The sequence below is a fragment of the Corynebacterium sp. CCUG 71335 genome (assembly GCF_024454075.1).
GTDB lineage: Bacteria > Actinomycetota > Actinomycetes > Mycobacteriales > Mycobacteriaceae > Corynebacterium > Corynebacterium genitalium.
Map to the genome: position 1 here is coordinate 1 of NZ_JAGPYY010000001.1, position 19,996 is coordinate 19,996.

Below are 19,996 nucleotides of genomic sequence, written 5' to 3' on the forward strand. Positions count from 1 at the left end.
GGAAGACGCCTACTATCAACAATCACACGCCCACCCGTTGGGCGTTCAATAAGCGGAACGAAAACCAGGACGCTTCAGAACGGGTTGCGCAGCGGTTAGCGGGGCGGGTGTCGTTTCGGGGGGACCACCCCTCAAGACTCGTTTTCGGCGTTTGCGTTTCCCTCAAACTCAAAGGCCATGCGAAGAATCATCTGGGTAAACTCGATGGCTTTCAACGCGGTAGATTGCCTCACCGATTTCAGCTCGTGAGTGGCTGCATTGCCCCAGAGTCGAATGCTGTCAGCCCAACTGTCCTTGATGCGCTTAGTGAGAATTCCCTCATTCACCAAAAAATTCACGCACTCTTCGAACTTTGGTGCCCAGCCCCTGTCGTTTTTCTCTGGTAGACCGCAACGAACAGCAGCAGCGAAGACTATCTTGCGGCACATAAGCACCGCGCTGGTGTAGGCGCCAACAGAGTATGTGAGGTTCGCTTCCTCCCACATCTCTGCAACGTCGCCAGGTAGGTTGTCGATAGGTTGCTGTTGTGTCCGCGGCGGGTAGATCTCCTCGCCACCACCCTCCCGAAAAATGCTGATTGAAGCTCCGCAGCAATCTTGGCAGACCATCCAGCGGTACCCGGTTTCAACGAAGTCGCGCCTGTCGGTGGCCCAGGCGATGTTGACCGTTTTTCCTGCTCCGCACACCGGGCAGGTGATAGCACCCGACTGTGCGCTATCGTCAGCAAACTCAAATCGTTGGTGTCCTTGGTTAACGTCCAGTTCAAGCAGGGCAAAATTTCTGTAGCCGAGCATCATCCTCCTTCGAAACGGGAATCGACACGTTAAGCGTAGCGAGCACCCCGACGCGCCTCGTTTTCTTTCGAACACCCCGTCGACTCTGCCAGGCTAAAAAGCGACACTCGACTCGTTTTCCGAGACGGTTCGATACGCTTATTCCAGCAAAAGAGAGGGTGCTGTTGCAAAGTTGGGCGGAGAGCCGAGACGACCCAGTTTCTCATTTCCTGATGGCCGCTGCGTGTGGGCGTTCTCAGGCCGTCTCGAAGACCCGGTTGACGATCACCGCGTCCGGATTGGGGTGCCCATAAGCAAACATCGTGCCCTGGCCTTTCCGTAATGAATGCATCGCTTCCATCCCTTTCAACGTCCGGTAGGCAGACGTCCGATTTTTGAACGTCCCCTTCGGTCCCAGGATTCGTTTCAACCGGCCATGATCTCCCTCGAGAACGTTGTTCAGGTATTTCACCTGCCGGTGCTCCACCGTCTGAGGGCAGATTCCCTCCGCCTTCAGCTCGAATATTGCCTTGGCCAGAGCTGGTGCCTTGTCGGTGTTGATGACCCGCGGGGACCCGGCTGTCGTATTCGATCGCAGGGTCTTGGCCAGGAAACGCTTGGCCGCCGCGACATTGCGCTTCGGAGAGAGATAAAAGTCCAGGGTCTGCCCACCGACGGTAATAGCCCGGTAGAGATAGCACCACGTGCCGCCGACCCGAATATAGGTCTCATCCACCCGCCAGGACCGGGCCTGCCAGTCGGGTACCTGCCGGTACCACCGAGTGTGCTTATCCAGCTCAGGGGCGTATTTCTGCACCCAGCGGTAGATCGTGGTGTGATCGACTGGCACACCCCGCTCGGTCATCATCTCTTCGAGATCGCGGTAGCTCACGCCGTAGCGGCAGTACCACCGCACCGCCCACAGGATGATGTCACGGGGGAAATGCCGACCGGAGAAGATGCCCATGGCCGTGATTATTTCACGTCAATCTTCCTACTGCCCCAACTTTGCAACAGCACCCTCTTGGGGGGCGTTGATCGTCATCTCCGCGAACAACGGCGACCCGTTCGTCCCCTCAGCGGCCGCACGTGGGGTACCCATCGACTCGCCCGTGATCGGGTTGATCCAGTCCACCCAGCCCTCGTACTCATCCGCTGTCAGGGAACGGGCGGCGGTGACCTCGCCGCTGGCATCGAGCACCGTGTATTCGGCCACGGCGTCGTCCGCGCCGAGGTAGTACTTATCGGCGCGGGAGCGGTCGGCCTCGACATAGCGGCGCGCGGCAGCACCAGAGCCGCGGAACAAGATCACCCCGCCCTTCATTCTGGCCTCCTCATGAGTCGTCTCATGAGGGAGGTGCGCACCACGGCCCCGCCGTGGCATACGTGCATCCAGTAGTTAGGCGTCAGCAGGTGGAAAGGGCGAGACGCAGCAGGTCGGAGACTCGTAAGGCGAGTCTGCGACGCGGGTACTTGCAGTGGGGCGCGCGGCTGTCAGACGGACGGAGTGGAGAAACGCGGCTCGTGGTGGTGCCTGGGCGCTAAGGCTTTGACGTTCCCTTGGATGTGGCGAGCAGCGTCCGTGCAACGGTGACGAGGTGTGCCAGGTCTTCGTATGCGGCCCCGTCTCTGGCCTGGACGGACATGCCCTGAATCAGGGCTCCGATAGTGCGAGCGAGTCCTGTGACATCGGTCGTCTCAGGGAGTTCACCGTCAGCGATGGCGTCGGTCATGCGCTGGCGGAGGCCGGTGAGGGCTTGGTCTCGTTCTGCTCGGCAGATTGCTGCGGCGGCCTCGGCGTCCTGCCCCGTGGCGAGCAGCCCGGTTGACACCAGGCATCCAAGGCCGGGCTCGGTCGTGAACTCGCGGGCGGCTCGGTCGAGGTACTCGATGACAGCGTCGGCGAGGGGGATGTCCGGTCGGATGCCGAAGCCGTACTCCTCCTGGTAGAGCCGCACCGCACGTTTGAAGAGGCGTTCCTTGGAGTCGAACGCCCGGTAGAGCTGCGGTGCTGTCAGCCCGGTCGCCTCCTGTAACGCGGTCATGCTCGCACCCTCGTAGCCCCGTTCCCAGAACACCATGAGGGCACGGTGGAGTGCCTGCTCTGGGTCGAACGTCCGTGGGCGTCCTGCCTTGCGCATGGTTTCCATAGTGACTGCTATGATACCCTAAGCCCGATTACGTAACAATCACTACGGAGGAATCATGACCCGATCCACAGCTCTCATCACCGGCGCATACCGAGGCATCGGCGCTGCCACCGCAGCAGCGCTCGCCCGCGACGGCGCCGCGCAGGTCTCCGCGTTCGGCAGGATCGGCACCCCCAAGGACGTCGCCGACATCATCAGTTTCCTCGCCAGCGATCGCGGGCGCTGGGTCACCGGGCAGACGATCGACGCCACCGGCGGCTCCAGCCTCTGAGCCCGCACGAAATGAACATGACCAGAACCGAAACCTCTGTCCACTCCCATCCTGTACGTCCTGGCCTCGCGCTGGCGGGGTTTGTGCTGCTGGTGTTCTGCACCGCCAGCGCCGAATACCTCGTCGCGGGAGTCCTCCCGCAGCTCGCGGCCGATGTCTCGGTCTCCATCGCAGCAGCGGGCCAGACCGTGACCGCCTACGCGCTCGGTGTTGCCATCGGCGGGCCGATCGTGACCGTGCTGACCGCGAAGCTGCCGCGCAAGGGGCTCGCCATCGGGCTCGGGGTGCTGTTCATCGCGGGCACGGTGCTGACCGTTCTCGCGCCATCGTTAGCGTGGATCATCGTCGGCCGCGTGGTCTCCGCGTGCAGCCAGGCCACGCTATTCGCCATCAGTCTCACGACTGCGACCGCCCTGCTCGGAGCGGAGAAACAGGGCCGGGCGATCGCGATCGTCACCTCCGGGCTCACGGTCGCTACCGTGCTGGGCGTGCCCCTCGGGGCATTCCTGGGTGGCGGCACGAACTGGAGGCTCCCGTTCGCGGTGATCGCCGCCGCCGCGATCCTCGGCACCCTGCTGCTCGTATGGACGATGCCTCGCACTCCCGCGCCGACCACCGGCGTGCGCGATGAGATCCGCGCCCTGCTGCGCGGCCCGGTACTCCTGGCCGTGGCGACCACGGTGATCGGTTTCGCCGGAGTCAGCGTGGTCTTCACCTACCTCGTGCCGCTGCTGACCGACGTGACCGGCATCGCAGCAGGAGTGATCCCCGCACTGCTGCTCGCATACGGCATCGGCGGCTTCATCGGGAACCTCATCGCCGGTCGCCTCGCCGACCTCTCGCTCGGCAAGACACTCGTCGGGGTGTTCCTCGCCCTCGTCGTCACACTGGCCGCGTTCCCACTGCTCGCGGGATACCGGGTGCCGATGATCGGACTCGTGCTGATCCTGGGCTTGCTCTCCACCGCGACAATCGCCCCCTTGCAGTCGCTCGTCCTCCGCCACGCGGGAGCCGCGCCAACCCTGTCGCTGGCGGTCAACGTCGGCGCGTACAACCTCGCCATCGCGATCGGCTCCGCCCTCGGCGGCGTCGGTGTCGCCGCAGGGCTCTTGCAATGGGGCGGCTTCGGCGGGGCCGGTTTCGCCATCCTCGGCCTGATCCTCGCGACCGTTGCACTCCGCGCTAAGCCACGACCTGACACGACCCCCACTGATTCCGCGACCGAGGAGACACACGCATGAAGATCGCACCCATCACCAGCTACGGCGGCCCCGAAGTCCTGACCGTCCAGGACGCGCCGATCCCGGAACCCGGCACGGGCGAAGCTCTGGTCGCAGTGATCGCCTCCACGATCAACCCGGTTGACGTGAAGACCCGCACGCCTGGCACACCGCAACAGGCTGGCCGCTTCCCGGCGGTGCTCGGCTGGGAATTGGCGGGCATCGTCATTACCGCGCCCATCGAGTCGGGCTGGTCGCCGGGCGATCGGGTCATTGCCATGCACCCACCCCGGCCGGACGGGTCGGGAAGCTGGCAGCAGTACGTCACGATCCCCGCCCAGTTCCTCGCGCCTGCGCCGGAGTCCGTCGATCTGCCAACGGCGGCGACCTTACCGCTTGCTGCGTTGACCGCCGACCAAGCGCTGCAACGGCTCGACCTCAAAGACGGTGAGCGGCTGCTTATCACAGGTGCCGCAGGCGGTGTCGGTGGCATGGCGGTGCAGCTCGCCGCACGCGCAGGGTTCACGATTGCGGGGCTGGTCTCACGTCCGGAACACGAGGCGGCAGTCCTCGAACTCGGGGCCGCATCCGCGCACTCGAACCCGACGAGCATGAGTGCGTTCGATGCAATCTTCGATACCGCAGGCATCTTCGACCACCCTCACCTGCTGCGCGAGGGAGGCAGGCTCGTCACCATCAGCGACGACACCATCCCCGAAACTCTTGAACAACGTGCAGTGATCGCGGTGCATAACTACGTCCAGCACGACTCGCAACGGCTCCGACAACTCTCTGACCTTGTGGACTCGGGCAAGCTCACACTGCGCGTCGCCGAACAGTACCCGCTTGCTCTGATCGAGCAGGCACATAGAAGCGCCGAGGTAGGCGGTCTACTCGGCAAAGTCGTCCTCACGACGTAGGGCAATACGCATGTGTCGAGCTATTCCAGCTGGTGCGGGTCGAGGTGCTCACAGAGCGTCTACTCCATCCAGGTTGTGCGCAGTGGAGTCAACGGAGCAGCCAGGACTTCCCTACCGCCAGCAACTCGAAGTGTGACTGAGCGCCGGGTGCCCTCGTCCATTTGACGCCCAAGTGCTCGGCCAGCCGTACCGGGGTGTAATCCCCGGCGCACATCAGTCGCCCGTATCGACGCACAACGCGTATCCGCATCAACAGCTCTATGCGCGGCGCAGGGTGAGCGGCGCGTCTGCTGACGGGTCGCCTTTGTAGGGATGCGATGGTGCGCGTTCTGGCGTGGGTTCCGGTGGCGCACCTCCTTCACGGGAGGTGCCACCGTGACCGAACACACCCCACCCACGACAGGCGACGATGCCCCAGCCCCGGATGGCTCGCCGCGCCACGGGTTCGAGACGCCAGAGGGCTTGCGTGCCCTGCTGATCCGGTTGCACGAGGCCAGGCCTGGGGCCTGGCGTGGTGACCGTGAAGCAGCGGAACTGATGCGGTACACGGCAGGGTGCTGTTGCAAAGTTGGGGCAGTAGGAAGATTGACGTGAAATAATCACGGCCATTGGCATCTTCTCCGGTCGGCATTTCCCCCGTGACATCATCCTGTGGGCGGTGCGGTGGTACTGCCGCTACGGCGTGAGCTACCGCGATCTCGAAGAGATGATGACCGAGCGGGGTGTGCCAGTCGATCACACGGTGCTGTTGCAAACTTCAGGTGGAGAGCCGTGACGTCCCAGTCTTCATCCTCTGATGCTCGCTGCGGGTCGGCGTTCTCAGGCAGCCTCGAACACCCGGCTGACGATCACCGCATCCGGGTTCGGTTGCCCGTAGGCAAACATCGCGCCCTGGCCTTTCCGTAATGAGTGCATCGCTTCCATCCCTTTCAACGTCCGGTAGGCGGAAATTCGGTTTTTGAACGCTCCCTTCGGTCCGAGGATCCGTTTCAGTCGCCCATGATCTCCTTCAATGACGTTATTGAGGTATTTCACCTGCCGGTGTTCCACGGTCTGCGGGCAGATTCCCTCTGACTTCAACTCGGCGATTGCCCTGGCCAGGGAGGGTGCTTTATCGGTGTTGATCACCCGCGGGAACCCGGTTATCGTGTTCGACCTCAGGGTCTTGGCCAGGAAACGCTTCGCTGCGGCGACGTTACGCTTTGGGGACAGGTAAAAATCCAGGGTATGCCCGCCCGCGGTGATGGCCCGATAGAGGTAGCACCACTTTCCCCCGACCCGGATATAGGTCTCGTCCACCCGCCAGGACCGGGCCTGCCAATCCGGGACTTGTCGGTACCACCGGGTCTGCTTGTCCAGCTCAGGAGCATATTTCTGGACCCAGCGGTAGATGGTGCTGTGATCGACCGGTACGCCGCGTTCGGTCATCATTTCTTCCAGATCGCGGTAGCTGAGCCCGTAGCTGGGAGGGCCACAACGTCCGAACGTAAGGCATTGGCCACGATGGGCCGTAGAGGCGGGCAGAAGGCCGCACAGCGATGGGAGACCGACCCCGAGGGCGACTACGCCCAACGACAGCGCGCCACGATGAAGAAAACACACCGGCGCAAGAAGATGCAGGGGCAGACCACGCGCGCACGGGTGCAACTGTTCATCGGCGAGGCCTTCGCCGACACCGGGAAGATACCCAAGCGCCGGGAGATTATGCGCGAGACGGGCCTCTCGGAGGCCACGATGAAGCGCCACGTTCGCTCACTCCGGGAGGACGGCCTCATGCCGGACTAGGGGGTCACGCCGTAAGCAATATACAGTTCCCCTGGAATTGCAAGAAACCCGTGCGGTATCGGCCCAAAACTCACTCTACCAAACGCCTTGCGTACCCCATGTTCGATTGAAGCCGTCTCCGAGACGTTCAGTGCGCCGAAGCCGCTATTTTTGTTGAGTTCCCCGGAGTCGGCCAAAATCGCCAGTTACCCCCGGAATAGGTCAATCAAATACCCCCGGACGGGGTCATCCGAGCGTGCAAACATGCACACACGTCCGCCACTCCTGTCGACGTCGTTCCGGCCACCCGCGTCGACACATCGAATCGGAACGACTTGCGCCTGCCAGGGGGTGTACTTTTGCGAGTGTGCGAGCGTTTTAGCTATGCGAAACAACGAAACTTTCACCAGCACACACCCGCACGGCTTACGGGTAGTCGTACCCGCCCTTGGACTTCAGGCCTCGCCTCGACGGAGCCTTCTGGTACGGCCACATTGGCATGTGGACCGCGGCCTCGACGGCGGCGACAGTGTCGGCAGACGGCCACACGTCACCTGTGACCCAGCGCGAGAGCACCGAGGGGTGCAACCCGCACCTGCGGGCGAAGTCCGACCGGTTTTTCGCCCAGCCTTCGGCAACGTAGTACTCGACCGTTTTCACGAGGTTGTCCCGCAATGCCCAGGCTTTGCGGTAGACCTCTGGCACCGTCTCGACGTCCACGTCGGGCCACGTCTCGTATGCGCGCCTGGGTGGTGGGAACTGGGCCATACCTGCCACGCTACCGCGTGGGTAGTGCGAACCGAAGCGCAAACAAGCAATGGGGGTACTGGCTTCGGTGTCACGCCCATTTCCGCCGCGCACCCCGTCTCGTTCACCCGTTACGAGTTCCGCTTCGTGACCCGAGGCGGTGCAGCATGACGCTCACCAACCAGCAGCGCGAAGAAGTTGTGCGCCGTATTGAAAACTACGCCCCTCAAGGCACCGACGACGGCGCTTGGGAACACATTGCTCATTTCGTCCGTGAGACTGCGAAGAAGGCTACTGTCGAGTCGGCAACCGGGTCAAAGGCATTCGTTGCGGACGCGAAGTCGAGCGTTGACGTGCGTGGTGTACTGCGTGTGCTGACCCGAGCCTCCGCGAGGGCGTTCAACTCCGGGCGTGTGCTCGCCGTTGACACGGTGCTTAGTGAAGCGAACGTGAACGCAGTGCTTGCGGGTTTGGAGTCGAGGAACTCGGTCACTCGCGACGGCTACCTCTACCGGCTCCTGCGCGAGGCAATCAACGGCCAGGAGTTGTCGTTGTACCACCGACGGGACATCGAAAAGCCGCCGGCACAGCCGTACGAGCCGAACGACTGGCAGCGCCTGCACCACTGGGTCGTTTCACAGTCCACCACGCTTCGTCGCGAGCGTGCGGCGGTCATTGTCGGTCTTGGCCTGGGTGCCGGCATTGGCCCAGAAGTCGCTCTCGTGAAAGCTCGTGACGTGACGCTCGACGCGAACGGCGTGGTGTGGGTTGCTGTGCCGCATCGTGTCGCTGAGGGCGCGGCGCCCGCCATTCCTGTGGCGGCGGCACTGGCTCGAAGTGTGTGGGAAGTGGTGCAAGAGCGTGAGCCCGACGAGTTGCTGCTCGGTGGCGCAGAGAGCGACGTTCGAGAAATTACGAAACGGTTGAACCTAAACCGTTCGTTCAGGGTCGAACTCGACAGGTTGCGTGCGACGTGGGTGCGCTCGGTGGTGCGCCACTTACCGCGCGAGACTGCGGCGGCCGCGGTGGGCACTGACCTCATCAACTTTCGTCGCCTTGAGAAAACCGCGCGTCTTGACCCGGCCACACCCGACACGCTTGCCGACAGGCTCGACGTGTTGGCAGACCCGCTTCGTGACTGGCCGGCGCTGCGGTTGTCTGAGGCCGCACCTGTGGCTGACGTGGAGGAAGGCACCGGTTCCGCCCCGGTCTCCGACGCAGTGGTCGTGACGCTTCCCGGCACGGCCAGCAACAACACGGACGAGGCCGAACCGGAGCGTGAAACCGAGACACCAGAGCCACAGACCGCCGTCGCCGACCTCGACGCGCACCGCCCAAAGCAGGCACCCCGCTCAATTTCGAGCAAACTGCCTGCCCCCGAAGAGGGTCGTCTTACTGACTTTGCCCGCGGACCGAACCCCGGTACGGAACGTCGTGGATGGTAGACATGTTGACCTGCGAAATTGCGGTGTTTGTCCAGGCAGAACATTCGGGAACACGCCGTATTCGTGTGCATGTTTGCACGCTGTGGACCTTGACGTCGTGTGCAAATTTGCACACACTGGGGCTAACTCTTTCCACCATAGGAGTAGCCCACGCCACCACCACCTTGTGTGTGGGCGGACAAGGACAAACGAATATGACCACCACAACCACCCGCAAGGACGTCCACCAGGTCATTGCGGCCTACACCCCGAAAGTTGTCGAACCCCACGAATGGGACGTTGTCGCACCGTTTGTGCGCGAGCACGTCGCTGCTGTCGCCAGTGCTGACTGGTCGGCTGACCAGTGCCGAAACGCCCTTCGACTCGTGACCCGTCTCGCAGTGCATGTGTTCAACGCTGGGCGAGACGTCAGCGTTGCAGCCGTGTTCAGCGAGGGTGCTATCAATGCATTTTGCCACCAGGAGCTCGACACCGCGGCAACGCACGTCCGTGGCACGTCACGGGCGACGCTGCGCCGCATTGCCAAGCAGGTCAACCCGAACTTCGACGGACCGCGTCAGCGTCCCGAGTACGGCAACGAGTCGAAGGCCGCACCGTACACCGAAGCAGAAGTGCTTGGCGTAAAGACCTGGGCTGACGCTGAGCACACCGAGTCTCGCCGCCAGCAGGCGAACCTGCTGCTCGCACTCACACTTGGCGCAGGGCTTCGCTCCGGCGAGGTCGCAAACCTCACGGCCGGCGACGTGGAGACCGACGCAGAAGGCACCGTCGTCTACCCGTGGGGCTACCGAGGGGCGGACAAACGGTTCGTGCCTGTCGAGCGCGAGTGGACAGGTGTTGTCGCCCAGGCCGTCGAGAATGCAGCAAGCACGACGGAGTGGCTGTTTCGACCACTTCGGACGACCGCCGACTCGGGCACCGTTGCGACGTTTACGAAACGCTCTCCGCACCGGGGCACGGTGCTCGACATGGCACGGGCACGGACAACCTGGCTTGTCAACCAGATCAAAAAGGGCGTGCCGGAGACCGCCGTCATCGAGGCCGCGGGGCTTTCCGACTTGCAGCACTACCGGCAGTTCTTGGTCGAACCGACACACGTTTCGGCGCGCGAGGCGAGAAGCCTGCTGTCCGGGACGTTGCACGAGACGCCGAAGCGAGGGCTGACGCTTATTCACGGCAGCGCGTAGGCGCTTTCCACACAAACTTTTAACCCCATAAAACACCTGGTCGTGACCCAGGGTGAGTTTTCTATTGCCAAAAACAGACCACTTGAAAAGGAGGTGGCAACAATGTCGAAGGGACTTCGCACACGCAAATACGCACCCGCGAAGAAAGGCCACCGCCACAACATTCGCCTGGTGGAGGAGCGCCGCGTGTCCTACGCCAATTTGCAGTTGGCCCAGCGCATTGTTGACACCTCCGGCGCGGTTGGTCTCGTGGACTCCTGGCGCGTCGCTGACGGGCTGAAAACCGACAAGGGCGGCCGCCCGCCTGAGGTGGACACCCGCGCGGCGCTGACGCTGTGGACCTACCAGGCAGTCACGCAGTCGCCACAGCTCATTGCCCACATGGCAAAGGCCGTCGCCTTCGGCTTAGAGGGCAAGGGCTGGGAACTTCTGGGGCTCACCCCATTCGACTGGGACGAAGCCGACCCGAAGGCGCATTTCGACACCTACATGACCTGGTACAAGCGCATTGCTGCCTGCCTCGACCGCGTTCGCGCGACCATTGAGCCCTTCCCGGAAGTGAGCAAGAAGAAGCGCTACACCGTCGAGGAGTGGGTGCCCTTCATTGCGTACTACGACGAAGAGAAGGGCAAGAAGGAAGTCCTCGCCCGCGTCGAGGAGCGAAAGGCCCGTGGCGTCGAGCTCACCAACCGCCTTGTGTGGGCGACTGTGGAACTCATGGACCCCGAGGCCTTCGCCAAGTGGAACGGCGACATTGCCGTTGACGGCACCATTATTCCGGTGTCGAAAAACGGCAACCCAAGCAAGAAGGATATGCTCGCCGGTAAGGCGAATAAGCACCGTCTTGTCGCTTCGACTCCGACGCTCGGCTGGCACGCCAAGGAAGGCGACCACGACGGCGAGAACACGAAGAAGACCGCGACGCACACTTGGGGTCTTGAGGCCACCGTCGTCGCCATGTGCGGTGAGGGTTTTGCCGAACCGGGTGGCGCGCCTGGACTCATTCTTGGCGTGACTGGCGGGGTGCCGGCTGTAGCGCCCTCGCAGCGCGTCTTCGAGTCGCTGAAGAACTTGACCGACCGCCCGGAACTCCCGCGCCGACACTTCATTGCTGACCGTCTCTACTCTCCGGGCCAGAACCCGGTGAAGTTTCAAATGCCTATGCGCAAACTGGGCTACGGGTTCGTCGCTGACATGCGCCGTGACACCCGTGGTGTGCAGACTATTACGACGTCTGGTGCGCCCATTGTGGACGGTACTGCGTACTGTCCTGCAATTCTCAACATGCCGCGCCTGCTCGACCCGTATACCGCTTGGGAAAAGGGCCAACTGACCGACCAGCAGTTCTCAAACCTGCTTCAGGCTCGCAAGCGTCTCGCGCTCGCCCGTTATGGCGCGAAGCCGAACAAGAAGGGCGACGTGCGCCTGGGCTGTCCTGCCCGCGCAGAGGGCGCGGAAATTACCTGTCCGCTGGTCCCGCCTGCCGAGGAAGGCAAGAAGAAGGCCGGCTTCCAAAAAGACGAGCTGACCGACTCCGAGGTGCCCTCGAAGGCCGCATGCCCCAAGGTGTGTCAACAGCGCACCGTGACGCTGAAGAACACCGCCGAGGACGGTGCGAAGTTCCTTCAACACGGTCCGGCTTTTATGACCGCCGAGTGGCGTAAAGAGTACGGCCGCCGCAACACCATTGAGTCGCGCAACGCCATGCTCAAGAACGGCTCCTACCAGGGCGCCGGCGACGTGACGACCCGTCTTATGCGTGGCTGGGCAGCGCAAATGCTGTGCATGGCCATGGCCGCGGTAGGCGTAAACCTCGCCATGCTCGACGCTGCTGCCTGGTCGCGTCCACACACGGGCCAGAAGCCGACTCCGCCACCGCCGCGGGGCGGCCGCCAGCCTGACGCTAACGACATTGAGCAGTGGAAGTTGGGCGACAACGCGCCACCGAAGGCGGCATAAGCCAAAAGGCCACCGGCTAAGACCTTGAATTTCAAGGCCTTCACGCTGAGTGGCCTACAGGTCGTGGAACGACACCGACTTTCTAAGCAAAAACCGGCCGGCAAAGCCCTTTGAGGCTGAAAAACCGGCCGGTTTTCGCGTTGTCGGAGATAGTTTCTTCAAAAGTTACCCAATTTCGAAAACTGGGTTTAACCTGGAAGGAGTTTCCTGAATTGAACGGAAAAGTTAACCGAAACCCCCGATGACAAATGGTGTCCCCGACAGGATTCGAACCTGCGACCTTCGGTACCGGAAACCGATGCTCTAATCCGCTGAGCTACGGAGACTTACTGCTTGAAGCAGCGCACCTGACTTTAGCACCGGAGTTGACTGGGGACTTAATCGGGCACGTGCCCCAAGGGCACTAGCTAGATTGAAGAAGACAGGAGCAAGTCCCACTTTCTAAGGAGAACAAATGAAGCGGTTGTTACCTGCAATATTCGCTAGTGTTCTATGCGTGAGCGGCTGCAGCTCAGAGCAGATAGAACCAGTCCAGGTCACCGCGACGGTCACCGCAACGCACACGACCACCACAAGTGAGACGGTTAGCTCTACAAGCTCTGCATCGGTGGCCGCAGAACCCGATACCGTCACCAGCGAAACCGAACCCTACGTAGTCGAGTGCCTCGTAGGAACGCCAGGCCCCGCATTATGGTCGGACGGAACGATCGAACACTCCGAGTACTGCTTCTACGCCAACGACGGGCCCGCTTACCTTGAGCAAGAAAGCCAGTCCGGTTTGCTTCCTGGAGGTGCAGCGGTCAACGGTTACGGGTACGACGAATACGGCAACCCCAACCCATCCAGCGGCGAATTGCAGGCTGAATGGGGCTGCCAACAGGGATACATCACCGACCCTGAGATCTGCTCGTACTTCGAATAGGACTGACCATGCAGGAATCCCCTACCCGTCCCAGCACCGGCAAGCTCGTCTTTTCCGCGCTCTTCACCGCCGCCGGGTTACTCCTGTGCGTACTCGCGTTCCTTCCGGCTGCGGGCATTTCGCAATGGCTCAGCACCCGAGTCGTGGTGGCTCAGGCCGTCTCCTTCCCCATTGCTTTCGGCATCGGGCTCGCCGTCGTCGCGGCGGGGCTTGGCGCATTCAGATTTCTCGTTGCTCCGATCGTTCCGACCGCAGCGGCTGCTTGCTTTATCGCCGCGCCAGTTCCCCCGATCCTGCCGGGGCCCATCAGTGCGCGGGAAGGGACCTCCAACGGTGGGCCGCTGCAAAGCACGGCGCTGCGAATTGTCACCTACAACAGCCAAAACACCTTGACCGCCGCGGATGCCCACGACATCATCGAACGCTTCGACCCGCACGTGGTTGTTCTTCCGGAGGCGAACAAGGACAAGGCGGTAGCGGCGTTCGCGGGGACGCCCTTCGCGGAGCGTGTCTTCACCTCGGAGCAGGGTGGCGGGATCGCACCAACGAGCGTGGCAGTGCACCCCGACCTCGGAGAGCTAGAGCCCGTCGATGCCCCGCCGACGACGTGGGGTTCGCTCGCGTTCCAGACTGGAGCCGGGCCAACAATCGTGGCCGTGCACACGACTGCCCCACTGCCCAGCATCATGGATCAATGGCGCGGGGACCTGCACAGTATCGCGGGCTGGGTCGATGCCAACGTCGATGAAAAGGCGATCATCGCCGGCGACTTCAACGCCACCATGCGCCACGGCCCCATGGCAGATTTGGGTCCAATGGAGGACTCGGCACGAATGTGCTCCCGCTACCCGGAGGGCACATGGCCCACGGACGGCATCGTGGGTCTGCGCTCGCACATCGACCACGTGTTAGTCCCCGCAGCCGGGGTGGACGGTTGTGCAACCGTCCACGTCGGCAACGGGGACCACTTGGCGTATTTCGCTGAGATTAGTACAGCTCAGCGTTAGGGATGACGATCCAGCAGATGATGTAGATGAGCAGACCAGACATGCCCGCGAGGAACAGAGCGACGAACACGAGGCGCACGAGCGTCGGGTCAATGTTGTAGGTCTCGGCGATGCCGCCGCACACGCCAGCGATGTAACGGTCGTTCATGGAGCGCACGAGCTTTTTGTTGTTACGCGGCTGGGGGCTGGGCTGGTAGGTCATGATGGCGGTTCCTTTCTCGGGTGGGGGTGGATGTTGTTGTTAACTGCTGTTCACGCTGACAACACCCATTCAACCCATTCGCGGCACCTGCGACAACGGGGATTGCCCTGATATTCACCCTGGGTTTTACCCTGAGGTCAGCTCCGGCCCGTCCGGGACCTGGCGCTTACCGCCGGGCACGTTTTCGACGTCCATGACTCCCTGGAGGAACCGCTCGAGTGCGGGAATGTCTTCGGTGTTGAGGTGGTCGAATACCACGCGCCGGACGCTTTCCACGTGGTCCGGCACTGCCCGGTAGAGCGCGTCCCGGCCGGTCTCCGTCAGGCGCACTAAGACACCACGCGCGTCACCCGGGCTCTTTTCCTTCGACACCAATTCGCGGCGCTCCATGCGCGTGATCTGGTGGGACGTGCGCGAGCGGTCCCAATCCAACTCGGTGCACAAGTCGCGCAGGCGCAGGCTCTCCCCCTCAGCTTCGCTGAGAGCGACGAGGACTGCGTACTCGGACGTCGACAGCTGCGCACTGCAGAGCAGCGTGTCCTCCATGACACGGGAGACCTTGCGGGCGGCCTGCAGCATGAGACGCCACAGAACCTGTTCCTCGTCGGTAAGCCAGCGCTGTTCTGCCTTCATGGCGTTCTACATTAATACGAACTATAAACTGTGATCCGGTTAAGAATTTCCCTTTGCGAACCTTTTCAATTCCTGGATGGACGCGGTCTTCGCCGCCGATACGCGGTCGAAGCGGTGCGGGAAGGAGGTGAGCACGAAGACCTGGGCTGTTTCGCCCGCCTTGGTGAACACAGCGTTCATGGACTCCAGGCGTTTCGGGTCGGTCGCGCCGAGGGCATCGTCGATGACCACTGGCACGGGCGTTGTCCCCTGCTCCCCTGCGGCCACCAGGTCAGCGATGGCAAAGCGGGTGAGCAGTGCCATCTGCTCTTTGGCGCCGCCGGACAGTTCCGATAAGTCCACTGTCGTACCGTCAACGGTGCGGGCCTGCACCCGGAGCTGATCGTCGAGGGTGAACTCGGTGCCGGGGCCGAACACGCGGCTCGCATGACGCTGCAGCGCCTGAGCGAACGGAGCGGCGTACTTCGCGCGCGCAGAGTCACGGTGAAAGACCATCGTGTCACGCAGCAGCTTCGCCGCGTTCGCTTTGCGGTGCAGCGCATCACGGCGCACGGTCGCGGTCTCCAGTTCAGCGCGGGCGCGGTCGAGGTTCTCTGCTTCACCGTCGGCGCTGTTGACAGTGCTCAGCAGCTGCAGGCGGCTTTCGTGGGCATGGCGGTGGCGCCGGTTCAGATTGTCCAAACGGTTGCGTTCACCCTGGAGGCGCTCCTCAGCGTGTTCTGGGTCGACCAGTTCGACTTGCTTCTTCAACTCGTTAGCTTCTGCCGCCGCGGCGGTCTGCGCAGCTGTCGCGGTATCGCGGTTGGTGGCCAACTGCTCGTCGGAAAGCTTCTCGCGTGCGGCGGCGAGCTGGGCGCGTGCGGCTTCGACATTGCCGTGCTGCACTTCAATGCGGGTCTCCAGTTCCGTCAGAGTAAGCGTGTGCGGCTTCGTGCGCAGCGGGGTCATCTTCGCGTCAAGGTCCGCCACGGTGTCGCGGGCTTCGGCATCGGCACGGCGGGCCGCGTCGAGTGCTTCTTGCGCTTCTTCGACAGGGGGGATGTCGCCGTCGTGGGTCGCGACGGTTTCGCGCAGCCGGGTCAGCTCCTCGCGCAGCTCGTCAGCCTCGGCGCCGCCCAGGATGTCGGCGCGACGGGAACGGGCGGCCTCTAGAGCTGCCGCCAACTCGCGGTGCTCATCCCGTAGGCGGCGGGCGCCATCTAGGTCCTCGCAGCCGATCGTGGCGAGCAGGCGGTTGACGTCCGCTACCGCGTTGTCCAGATCCGTGGTGGCGGTCTCTGTCCCGGTGGCGGCGCGGAAGGTCAGGGTGATGTCGGAGATGCGGATCTCAGTGCCGTCGAAAAGCGCGATGGAGTCTGTGCCTCCGCACGAGACCTCCTCACCGTTGACCGTGAATGCGGCGCCGGCCGGCCCGGCAATATCAAGCCGTGCTGCTGTCGACTCCACGATTCTGCGCTGCACGGTCAGGGTACTCGTGGCATCCTCAAGCGCGCGGACGTCAGCATCTGTGACTCGGCGCTCCGGCTGCGCCTTGACCAAGCGGGCGATCTCTTTCTCGACAGCGTCCAGACGGGTGACAACTCCGTCGAGTTCCTCCACCCGTGCCCGTGCATTGGCCGCGGCAAGCGCCTGCTCAGCGGACCCGAGGTTTTCTCGCGTGGCAACTGCGTGCGCGCGGGCCTGCTCGTGCGCTTTCTCTGCCTCGGCAAGTGCCTTCCTTTCGGCGGCAGCCTTTTCACGGGTCGGCTCGTGCTGCTCCTTGAGGGTGTTGAGGGCGGCTTCGGCGTGTTCGACACCGGCGATGACAGCCTGGCGGGATTCGACGTCGTCGTTGGCGCGTGTGAGATCCTTTTCGGCACGGTCAGCTTTTTCCTGTGCAGCGGCGAGTGTGGCGGCGAGTTCGCGCGCAGCTTCGGCTTCGGCGGTGCGGCGCGACAGCGCCTGCTCTGCCTCGGGAAGTTCGGCCTCGATGGCGGCCATGTCCACACCGTGCTGGGCATACGCGTCGACCGCGGTCTCGTAGGCCCGCATGGACTGCTCAGCGGCAGTGACCTTCTGCTCGGCGGCTTCAACCGCCGTCTCGGATTCCTTGAGGTCTTTGGTCGGCTTGCCGGATTTGGTGAAGTACCGCAGGTACTCCTCCTCCACGCGGCGCATGAGCCCGGAATCTTCCGCTTCTTGCGCAGACTGGCCATCGGCGCCCTGCGACGTTCCCAGCGCACGCGTGAAGGTGGGGATCCCGGCGGCCTCGATCGCATCCGGCAGTGACCCTTGGCGCAGGAACAGGGTGTCCATCAGCTGCTGGTCGACATGGTTCGCCAAGATTTCGTTCAGGCGGTTGTGCGCCTGCTCGCCGGTAAGGTTCTCGGGCCGCGGGGAGAAGATCTTCAGCTCAGCTTTTCCCTTGGTCCCTTTGGCGAAGCGCTTGTAGATCTCGAACGTGTAGGGGCCGACTGTCGCGTTGAGACGCACCTCCGGCAGCTCATCACGCCCGACCGGGTTGAGTTTCCGGATCTTGGTGGAGGTGTGCTTGATGTTCAGCACCGCGTCGAGCGCGTCCAGGATGGTCGACTTACCGGTCTCGTTGTCGCCGTGGATGAGAATGACGCCGGTATCTGGAATATCAGTCAGCTCGAGGTGCTCCACGGCGCGCACATTGTCAATGATCAGGGAGTGAATGCGCATTATTTCGGCTCCTTGCTCAGACGGAACAGCAGGTTGACGGCATCACGAGCGGTCTGGGGATCGCTCGTCTCGGAAGCGCCGAGCAATGCAGACATGGCATCCCGGGCGTACCCGGACAGCGGCAGGTTGGCCAGTTCCTCATCATTCGGTTCGAGGTGGAGGTCCATGAGCCGTTCGCGCTCATACAGTGCCCCGAACACACTGCGCTGCGCGGCCAGGCCTTCCTCGAGTTCCCGCGTCGCCTCCAAGCCGAGCGTGCCCGCCAAGGAATACTTCACCGCGGTGCGACTCTTGTGCGGGTACGCCTCCAGCTCCGCAATGACGCGGCGCACGTCCTCACCGTCGCTGACCTCCCAGTGCAACGCATCAAAGGTCCATTCGCCGACGGCATGCTCGTTGACATCGACGTCGACATCGGTCGCCGATCGCTTATCGACGCTCACCACCAACGCCTTCCCCGAGTTCACCTCGTTCCCGGCCACATTGCCGCGCCGGTCGTGAAAGTCCGTGGTCTCCGGCGCTCCGGAGAACCAGATCCGGCCACTGGTGCCCACCTGCTGGGCCGAGTGGGTGTCGCCCAGCGCGACGTAGTCAATGACTCCGCGAGTCAAAGCTGTCTCCAGACCGGCCAGTGACATCAGAGCCGGGTCCTGTTCTCCCCTGCCTTCGGCCTGGCCGTGAGCAACAAGGATGCGGACGCTGTCAGTCGGTTCGAGCTGGGCAAGAGCTCGGGCGGCCAAGTCCTCGTTGGCGTAGCGGGCCAGCAGCGGCGCGCCGACGATCTCCACGCCCGGGCGGACCTCGACAGGCGTGCTATCTGCCAGAACGGTGACATTGCTGAGCTGAGCGGCGTGTTCCAGCGCAGCGCCAGGCAGCAGCGGGTCATGGTTGCCCGGGAGCAGGAACACCGGCACGGGCAGCGAGCCGAGTACTTCGAGGGCGCGGCCCATCGTGCGTTCACTCAACGCGTTCGCGTCGAAGACGTCACCCGCAACGACGATGAACTCCGCACCGTGCTCCCGGGCCAGGTTTCCGAGTTTCTCCACCGCGCGCAGGCGGGAATCCTCAAAACGCGATTGAGCGTCGCTGTCTTCGCCGTCGAGGAACCAGCGCGTCATTCCCCATTGAAAGTCCGAGGTGTGGATGAAGGTCACGTGTGTGGAGTCCTGTGCCGAGCCCATGCTTTAACAACTACCAAACGACCCGGACACCGCCACCACAACCCCCGAACATCCGTTCGGACGCACTGGCGAGCGGGGCGTTCACCTGCGCGTCAGCTCGTCGTACAGATCCTCCAGATCAGACACCGCCCGCAACTGGTCGATGTTGGTGAAGGAGATCGTCTGCATCGCCTTGTGCAGCAGATCCAAGTCCGAATCCTCGATCATCGGGGCAGTCTTCGGCTGCGGCAGATCCGGCAACTCGTGGCCCGTCCAGAATTGCTCCGAGCCTTCAGCCGCAGATTGCTTTGCCCGCTCGCCAGCTGTGGTGCGCAGTTGCTGCTCCAAGGTGTTCAAGTCGAGGTTGCGCAGGCGGAAGATCAGGGTGGGGTCGGCGTCGATAAGCTCCGCGGCTTTGATGGCCACCGCAACCCCGTGCTTGCACACGTCGTAATTATCCGGGCAGTCGCAGCGGAAGCGGATCTTCTCCCCGTCTCCAGCAACAAGGGCGTTAAGCAGCTCTTTATGGAAGCGTCCCGTGCGGGCGGCCTTGAGCGCGTTGGCATTGTGCGCCATGAGTTCCAGGGCTTGTTGGATCGCGTCCGCATCGCGGTACGGCAGCAAGATCATCGTCGTGAACGGCTCGTTTTGGCTGCCGGCGACAGAGCCGGTGAAGCGGCCGATCTCAGTCCGGACTTCGATGACATTGCCCTCATCGGCGTACTTGCGGCCGCGGCCGTAGCGCCCCTGGTCGGCACCGCGCTGAGCGGCCTGCAGAATGATCTCCGCGGCAGGGTTGAGCCGCAGCGAACGCGCGGTGCGCTTGAACGGCACCTCGACGGTCTCAGCACCGGCTTCAGCCTGTTCGCTGCGCGCTTCTTCCGCACTGGTCACCTTTTTGCGCTGCGCGAAGTTGACCCAGGTGACGTTTCCTTCTTGCGGGTGCGCCAT

19 protein-coding genes, 1 tRNA gene and 2 pseudogenes are annotated in these 19,996 nt (G+C 63.0%); 10 read left to right on the forward strand and 12 right to left on the reverse strand.

What is annotated here, in order from left to right:
• Positions 1-131 precede the first annotated feature (131 nt).
• The 4 genes from KBX19_RS00005 to KBX19_RS00020 all read right to left on the reverse strand — a co-directional run bounded on the left by KBX19_RS00005 (position 132) and on the right by KBX19_RS00020 (position 2,914).
• On the reverse strand, positions 132-794 hold the full coding sequence (locus tag KBX19_RS00005; protein WP_255996980.1) for a DUF4145 domain-containing protein: 663 nt from the start codon (positions 792-794) through the stop codon (positions 132-134).
• Between the two features lie 235 nt (positions 795-1,029).
• Positions 1,030-1,740, reverse strand: coding sequence for an IS6 family transposase (locus KBX19_RS00010; protein ID WP_255996981.1), 711 nt, complete (start codon positions 1,738-1,740; stop codon positions 1,030-1,032).
• Positions 1,741-1,767: 27 nt separating this feature from the next.
• Positions 1,768-2,097: a hypothetical protein gene (locus KBX19_RS00015; RefSeq protein ID WP_255996982.1), complete on the reverse strand. Its 330-nt coding sequence runs from the start codon at positions 2,095-2,097 to the stop codon at positions 1,768-1,770.
• 217 nt (positions 2,098-2,314) lie between these two features.
• Positions 2,315-2,914, reverse strand: coding sequence for a TetR/AcrR family transcriptional regulator (locus tag KBX19_RS00020; protein ID WP_095659492.1), 600 nt, complete (start codon positions 2,912-2,914; stop codon positions 2,315-2,317).
• Positions 2,915-2,978: 64 nt separating this feature from the next.
• Here KBX19_RS00020 and KBX19_RS00025 point away from each other — a divergent pair, with 64 nt between their 5' ends.
• From KBX19_RS00025 to KBX19_RS00040, 4 genes and pseudogenes are all read left to right on the forward strand, one after another.
• On the forward strand, positions 2,979-3,194 hold the full coding sequence (locus KBX19_RS00025; RefSeq protein WP_255996983.1) for an SDR family oxidoreductase: 216 nt from the start codon (positions 2,979-2,981) through the stop codon (positions 3,192-3,194).
• Positions 3,195-3,211: 17 nt separating this feature from the next.
• Positions 3,212-4,435 carry an MFS transporter gene (locus KBX19_RS00030; RefSeq protein WP_255996984.1) on the forward strand — a complete coding sequence of 408 codons (1,224 nt, stop codon included), beginning with the start codon at positions 3,212-3,214 and terminating at the stop codon, positions 4,433-4,435.
• On the forward strand, positions 4,432-5,334 hold the full coding sequence (locus KBX19_RS00035; protein WP_255996985.1) for an NADP-dependent oxidoreductase: 903 nt from the start codon (positions 4,432-4,434) through the stop codon (positions 5,332-5,334). The genes KBX19_RS00030 and KBX19_RS00035 overlap by 4 nt, the downstream gene beginning before the upstream one ends.
• 607 nt (positions 5,335-5,941) lie before the next feature.
• Positions 5,942-6,082 (forward strand): annotated as a pseudogene (locus KBX19_RS00040) (IS6 family transposase); the annotation flags it as partial.
• A 71-nt stretch (positions 6,083-6,153) separates the two neighbouring features.
• On the opposite strand, the pseudogene KBX19_RS00045 reads toward KBX19_RS00040, so the two are convergent.
• Positions 6,154-6,795, reverse strand: a pseudogene (locus KBX19_RS00045) (IS6-like element ISCef5 family transposase); the annotation flags it as partial.
• On the opposite strand from KBX19_RS00045, the gene KBX19_RS00050 reads away from it, so the two are divergent.
• Positions 6,733-7,119 carry a winged helix-turn-helix domain-containing protein gene (locus tag KBX19_RS00050; RefSeq protein ID WP_255997158.1) on the forward strand — a complete coding sequence of 129 codons (387 nt, stop codon included), beginning with the start codon at positions 6,733-6,735 and terminating at the stop codon, positions 7,117-7,119. The pseudogene KBX19_RS00045 and the gene KBX19_RS00050 sit on opposite strands and share 63 nt — an antisense overlap.
• 405 nt (positions 7,120-7,524) lie before the next feature.
• Here the strand turns inward: KBX19_RS00050 and KBX19_RS00055 are convergent, their stop codons facing one another.
• The gene (locus KBX19_RS00055) at positions 7,525-7,866 is read right to left on the reverse strand and encodes a helix-turn-helix transcriptional regulator (RefSeq protein ID WP_255996986.1); all 342 of its coding nucleotides are present in this window, start codon (positions 7,864-7,866) and stop codon (positions 7,525-7,527) included.
• 146 nt (positions 7,867-8,012) lie between these two features.
• Here KBX19_RS00055 and KBX19_RS00060 point away from each other — a divergent pair, with 146 nt between their 5' ends.
• The 3 genes from KBX19_RS00060 to KBX19_RS00070 all read left to right on the forward strand — a co-directional run bounded on the left by KBX19_RS00060 (position 8,013) and on the right by KBX19_RS00070 (position 12,436).
• Positions 8,013-9,290, forward strand: coding sequence for a hypothetical protein (locus KBX19_RS00060; protein ID WP_255996987.1), 1,278 nt, complete (start codon positions 8,013-8,015; stop codon positions 9,288-9,290).
• 194 nt (positions 9,291-9,484) lie between these two features.
• Positions 9,485-10,477 (forward strand): site-specific integrase, encoded by a 993-nt coding sequence (locus tag KBX19_RS00065; RefSeq protein ID WP_255996988.1) that lies wholly within the window; start codon positions 9,485-9,487, stop codon positions 10,475-10,477.
• A 102-nt stretch (positions 10,478-10,579) separates the two neighbouring features.
• Positions 10,580-12,436, forward strand: coding sequence for a hypothetical protein (locus tag KBX19_RS00070; RefSeq protein WP_255996989.1), 1,857 nt, complete (start codon positions 10,580-10,582; stop codon positions 12,434-12,436).
• Between the two features lie 249 nt (positions 12,437-12,685).
• Here the strand turns inward: KBX19_RS00070 and KBX19_RS00075 are convergent.
• Positions 12,686-12,762 (reverse strand) — tRNA-Arg (locus KBX19_RS00075).
• A gap of 281 nt (positions 12,763-13,043) precedes the next feature.
• On the opposite strand from KBX19_RS00075, the gene KBX19_RS00080 reads away from it, so the two are divergent.
• Both KBX19_RS00080 and KBX19_RS00085 read left to right on the forward strand, forming a co-directional pair.
• On the forward strand, positions 13,044-13,358 hold the full coding sequence (locus tag KBX19_RS00080) for a hypothetical protein (protein WP_156774839.1): 315 nt from the start codon (positions 13,044-13,046) through the stop codon (positions 13,356-13,358).
• Positions 13,359-13,366: 8 nt separating this feature from the next.
• Complete coding sequence (locus tag KBX19_RS00085; protein WP_255996990.1) at positions 13,367-14,365, forward strand: endonuclease/exonuclease/phosphatase family protein; 999 nt, start codon at positions 13,367-13,369, stop codon at positions 14,363-14,365.
• Here the strand turns inward: KBX19_RS00085 and KBX19_RS00090 are convergent.
• The 5 genes from KBX19_RS00090 to KBX19_RS00110 all read right to left on the reverse strand — a co-directional run bounded on the left by KBX19_RS00090 (position 14,346) and on the right by KBX19_RS00110 (position 19,996).
• The gene (locus tag KBX19_RS00090; RefSeq protein ID WP_005290651.1) at positions 14,346-14,567 is read right to left on the reverse strand and encodes a PspC domain-containing protein; all 222 of its coding nucleotides are present in this window, start codon (positions 14,565-14,567) and stop codon (positions 14,346-14,348) included. The two genes, KBX19_RS00085 and KBX19_RS00090, sit on opposite strands and share 20 nt — an antisense overlap.
• 126 nt (positions 14,568-14,693) lie before the next feature.
• Positions 14,694-15,200, reverse strand: a complete 507-nt coding sequence (locus KBX19_RS00095; protein ID WP_255996215.1) for a MarR family winged helix-turn-helix transcriptional regulator — start codon at positions 15,198-15,200, stop codon at positions 14,694-14,696.
• 39 nt (positions 15,201-15,239) lie between these two features.
• Positions 15,240-17,885: an AAA family ATPase gene (locus tag KBX19_RS00100; protein WP_255996216.1), complete on the reverse strand. Its 2,646-nt coding sequence runs from the start codon at positions 17,883-17,885 to the stop codon at positions 15,240-15,242.
• On the reverse strand, positions 17,885-19,066 hold the full coding sequence (locus KBX19_RS00105) for an exonuclease SbcCD subunit D (protein WP_255996991.1): 1,182 nt from the start codon (positions 19,064-19,066) through the stop codon (positions 17,885-17,887). Before KBX19_RS00105 ends, KBX19_RS00100 begins: the two co-directional genes overlap by 1 nt.
• Positions 19,067-19,147: 81 nt before the next feature.
• The gene (locus KBX19_RS00110; RefSeq protein ID WP_255996992.1) at positions 19,148-19,996 is read right to left on the reverse strand and encodes a hypothetical protein; all 849 of its coding nucleotides are present in this window, start codon (positions 19,994-19,996) and stop codon (positions 19,148-19,150) included.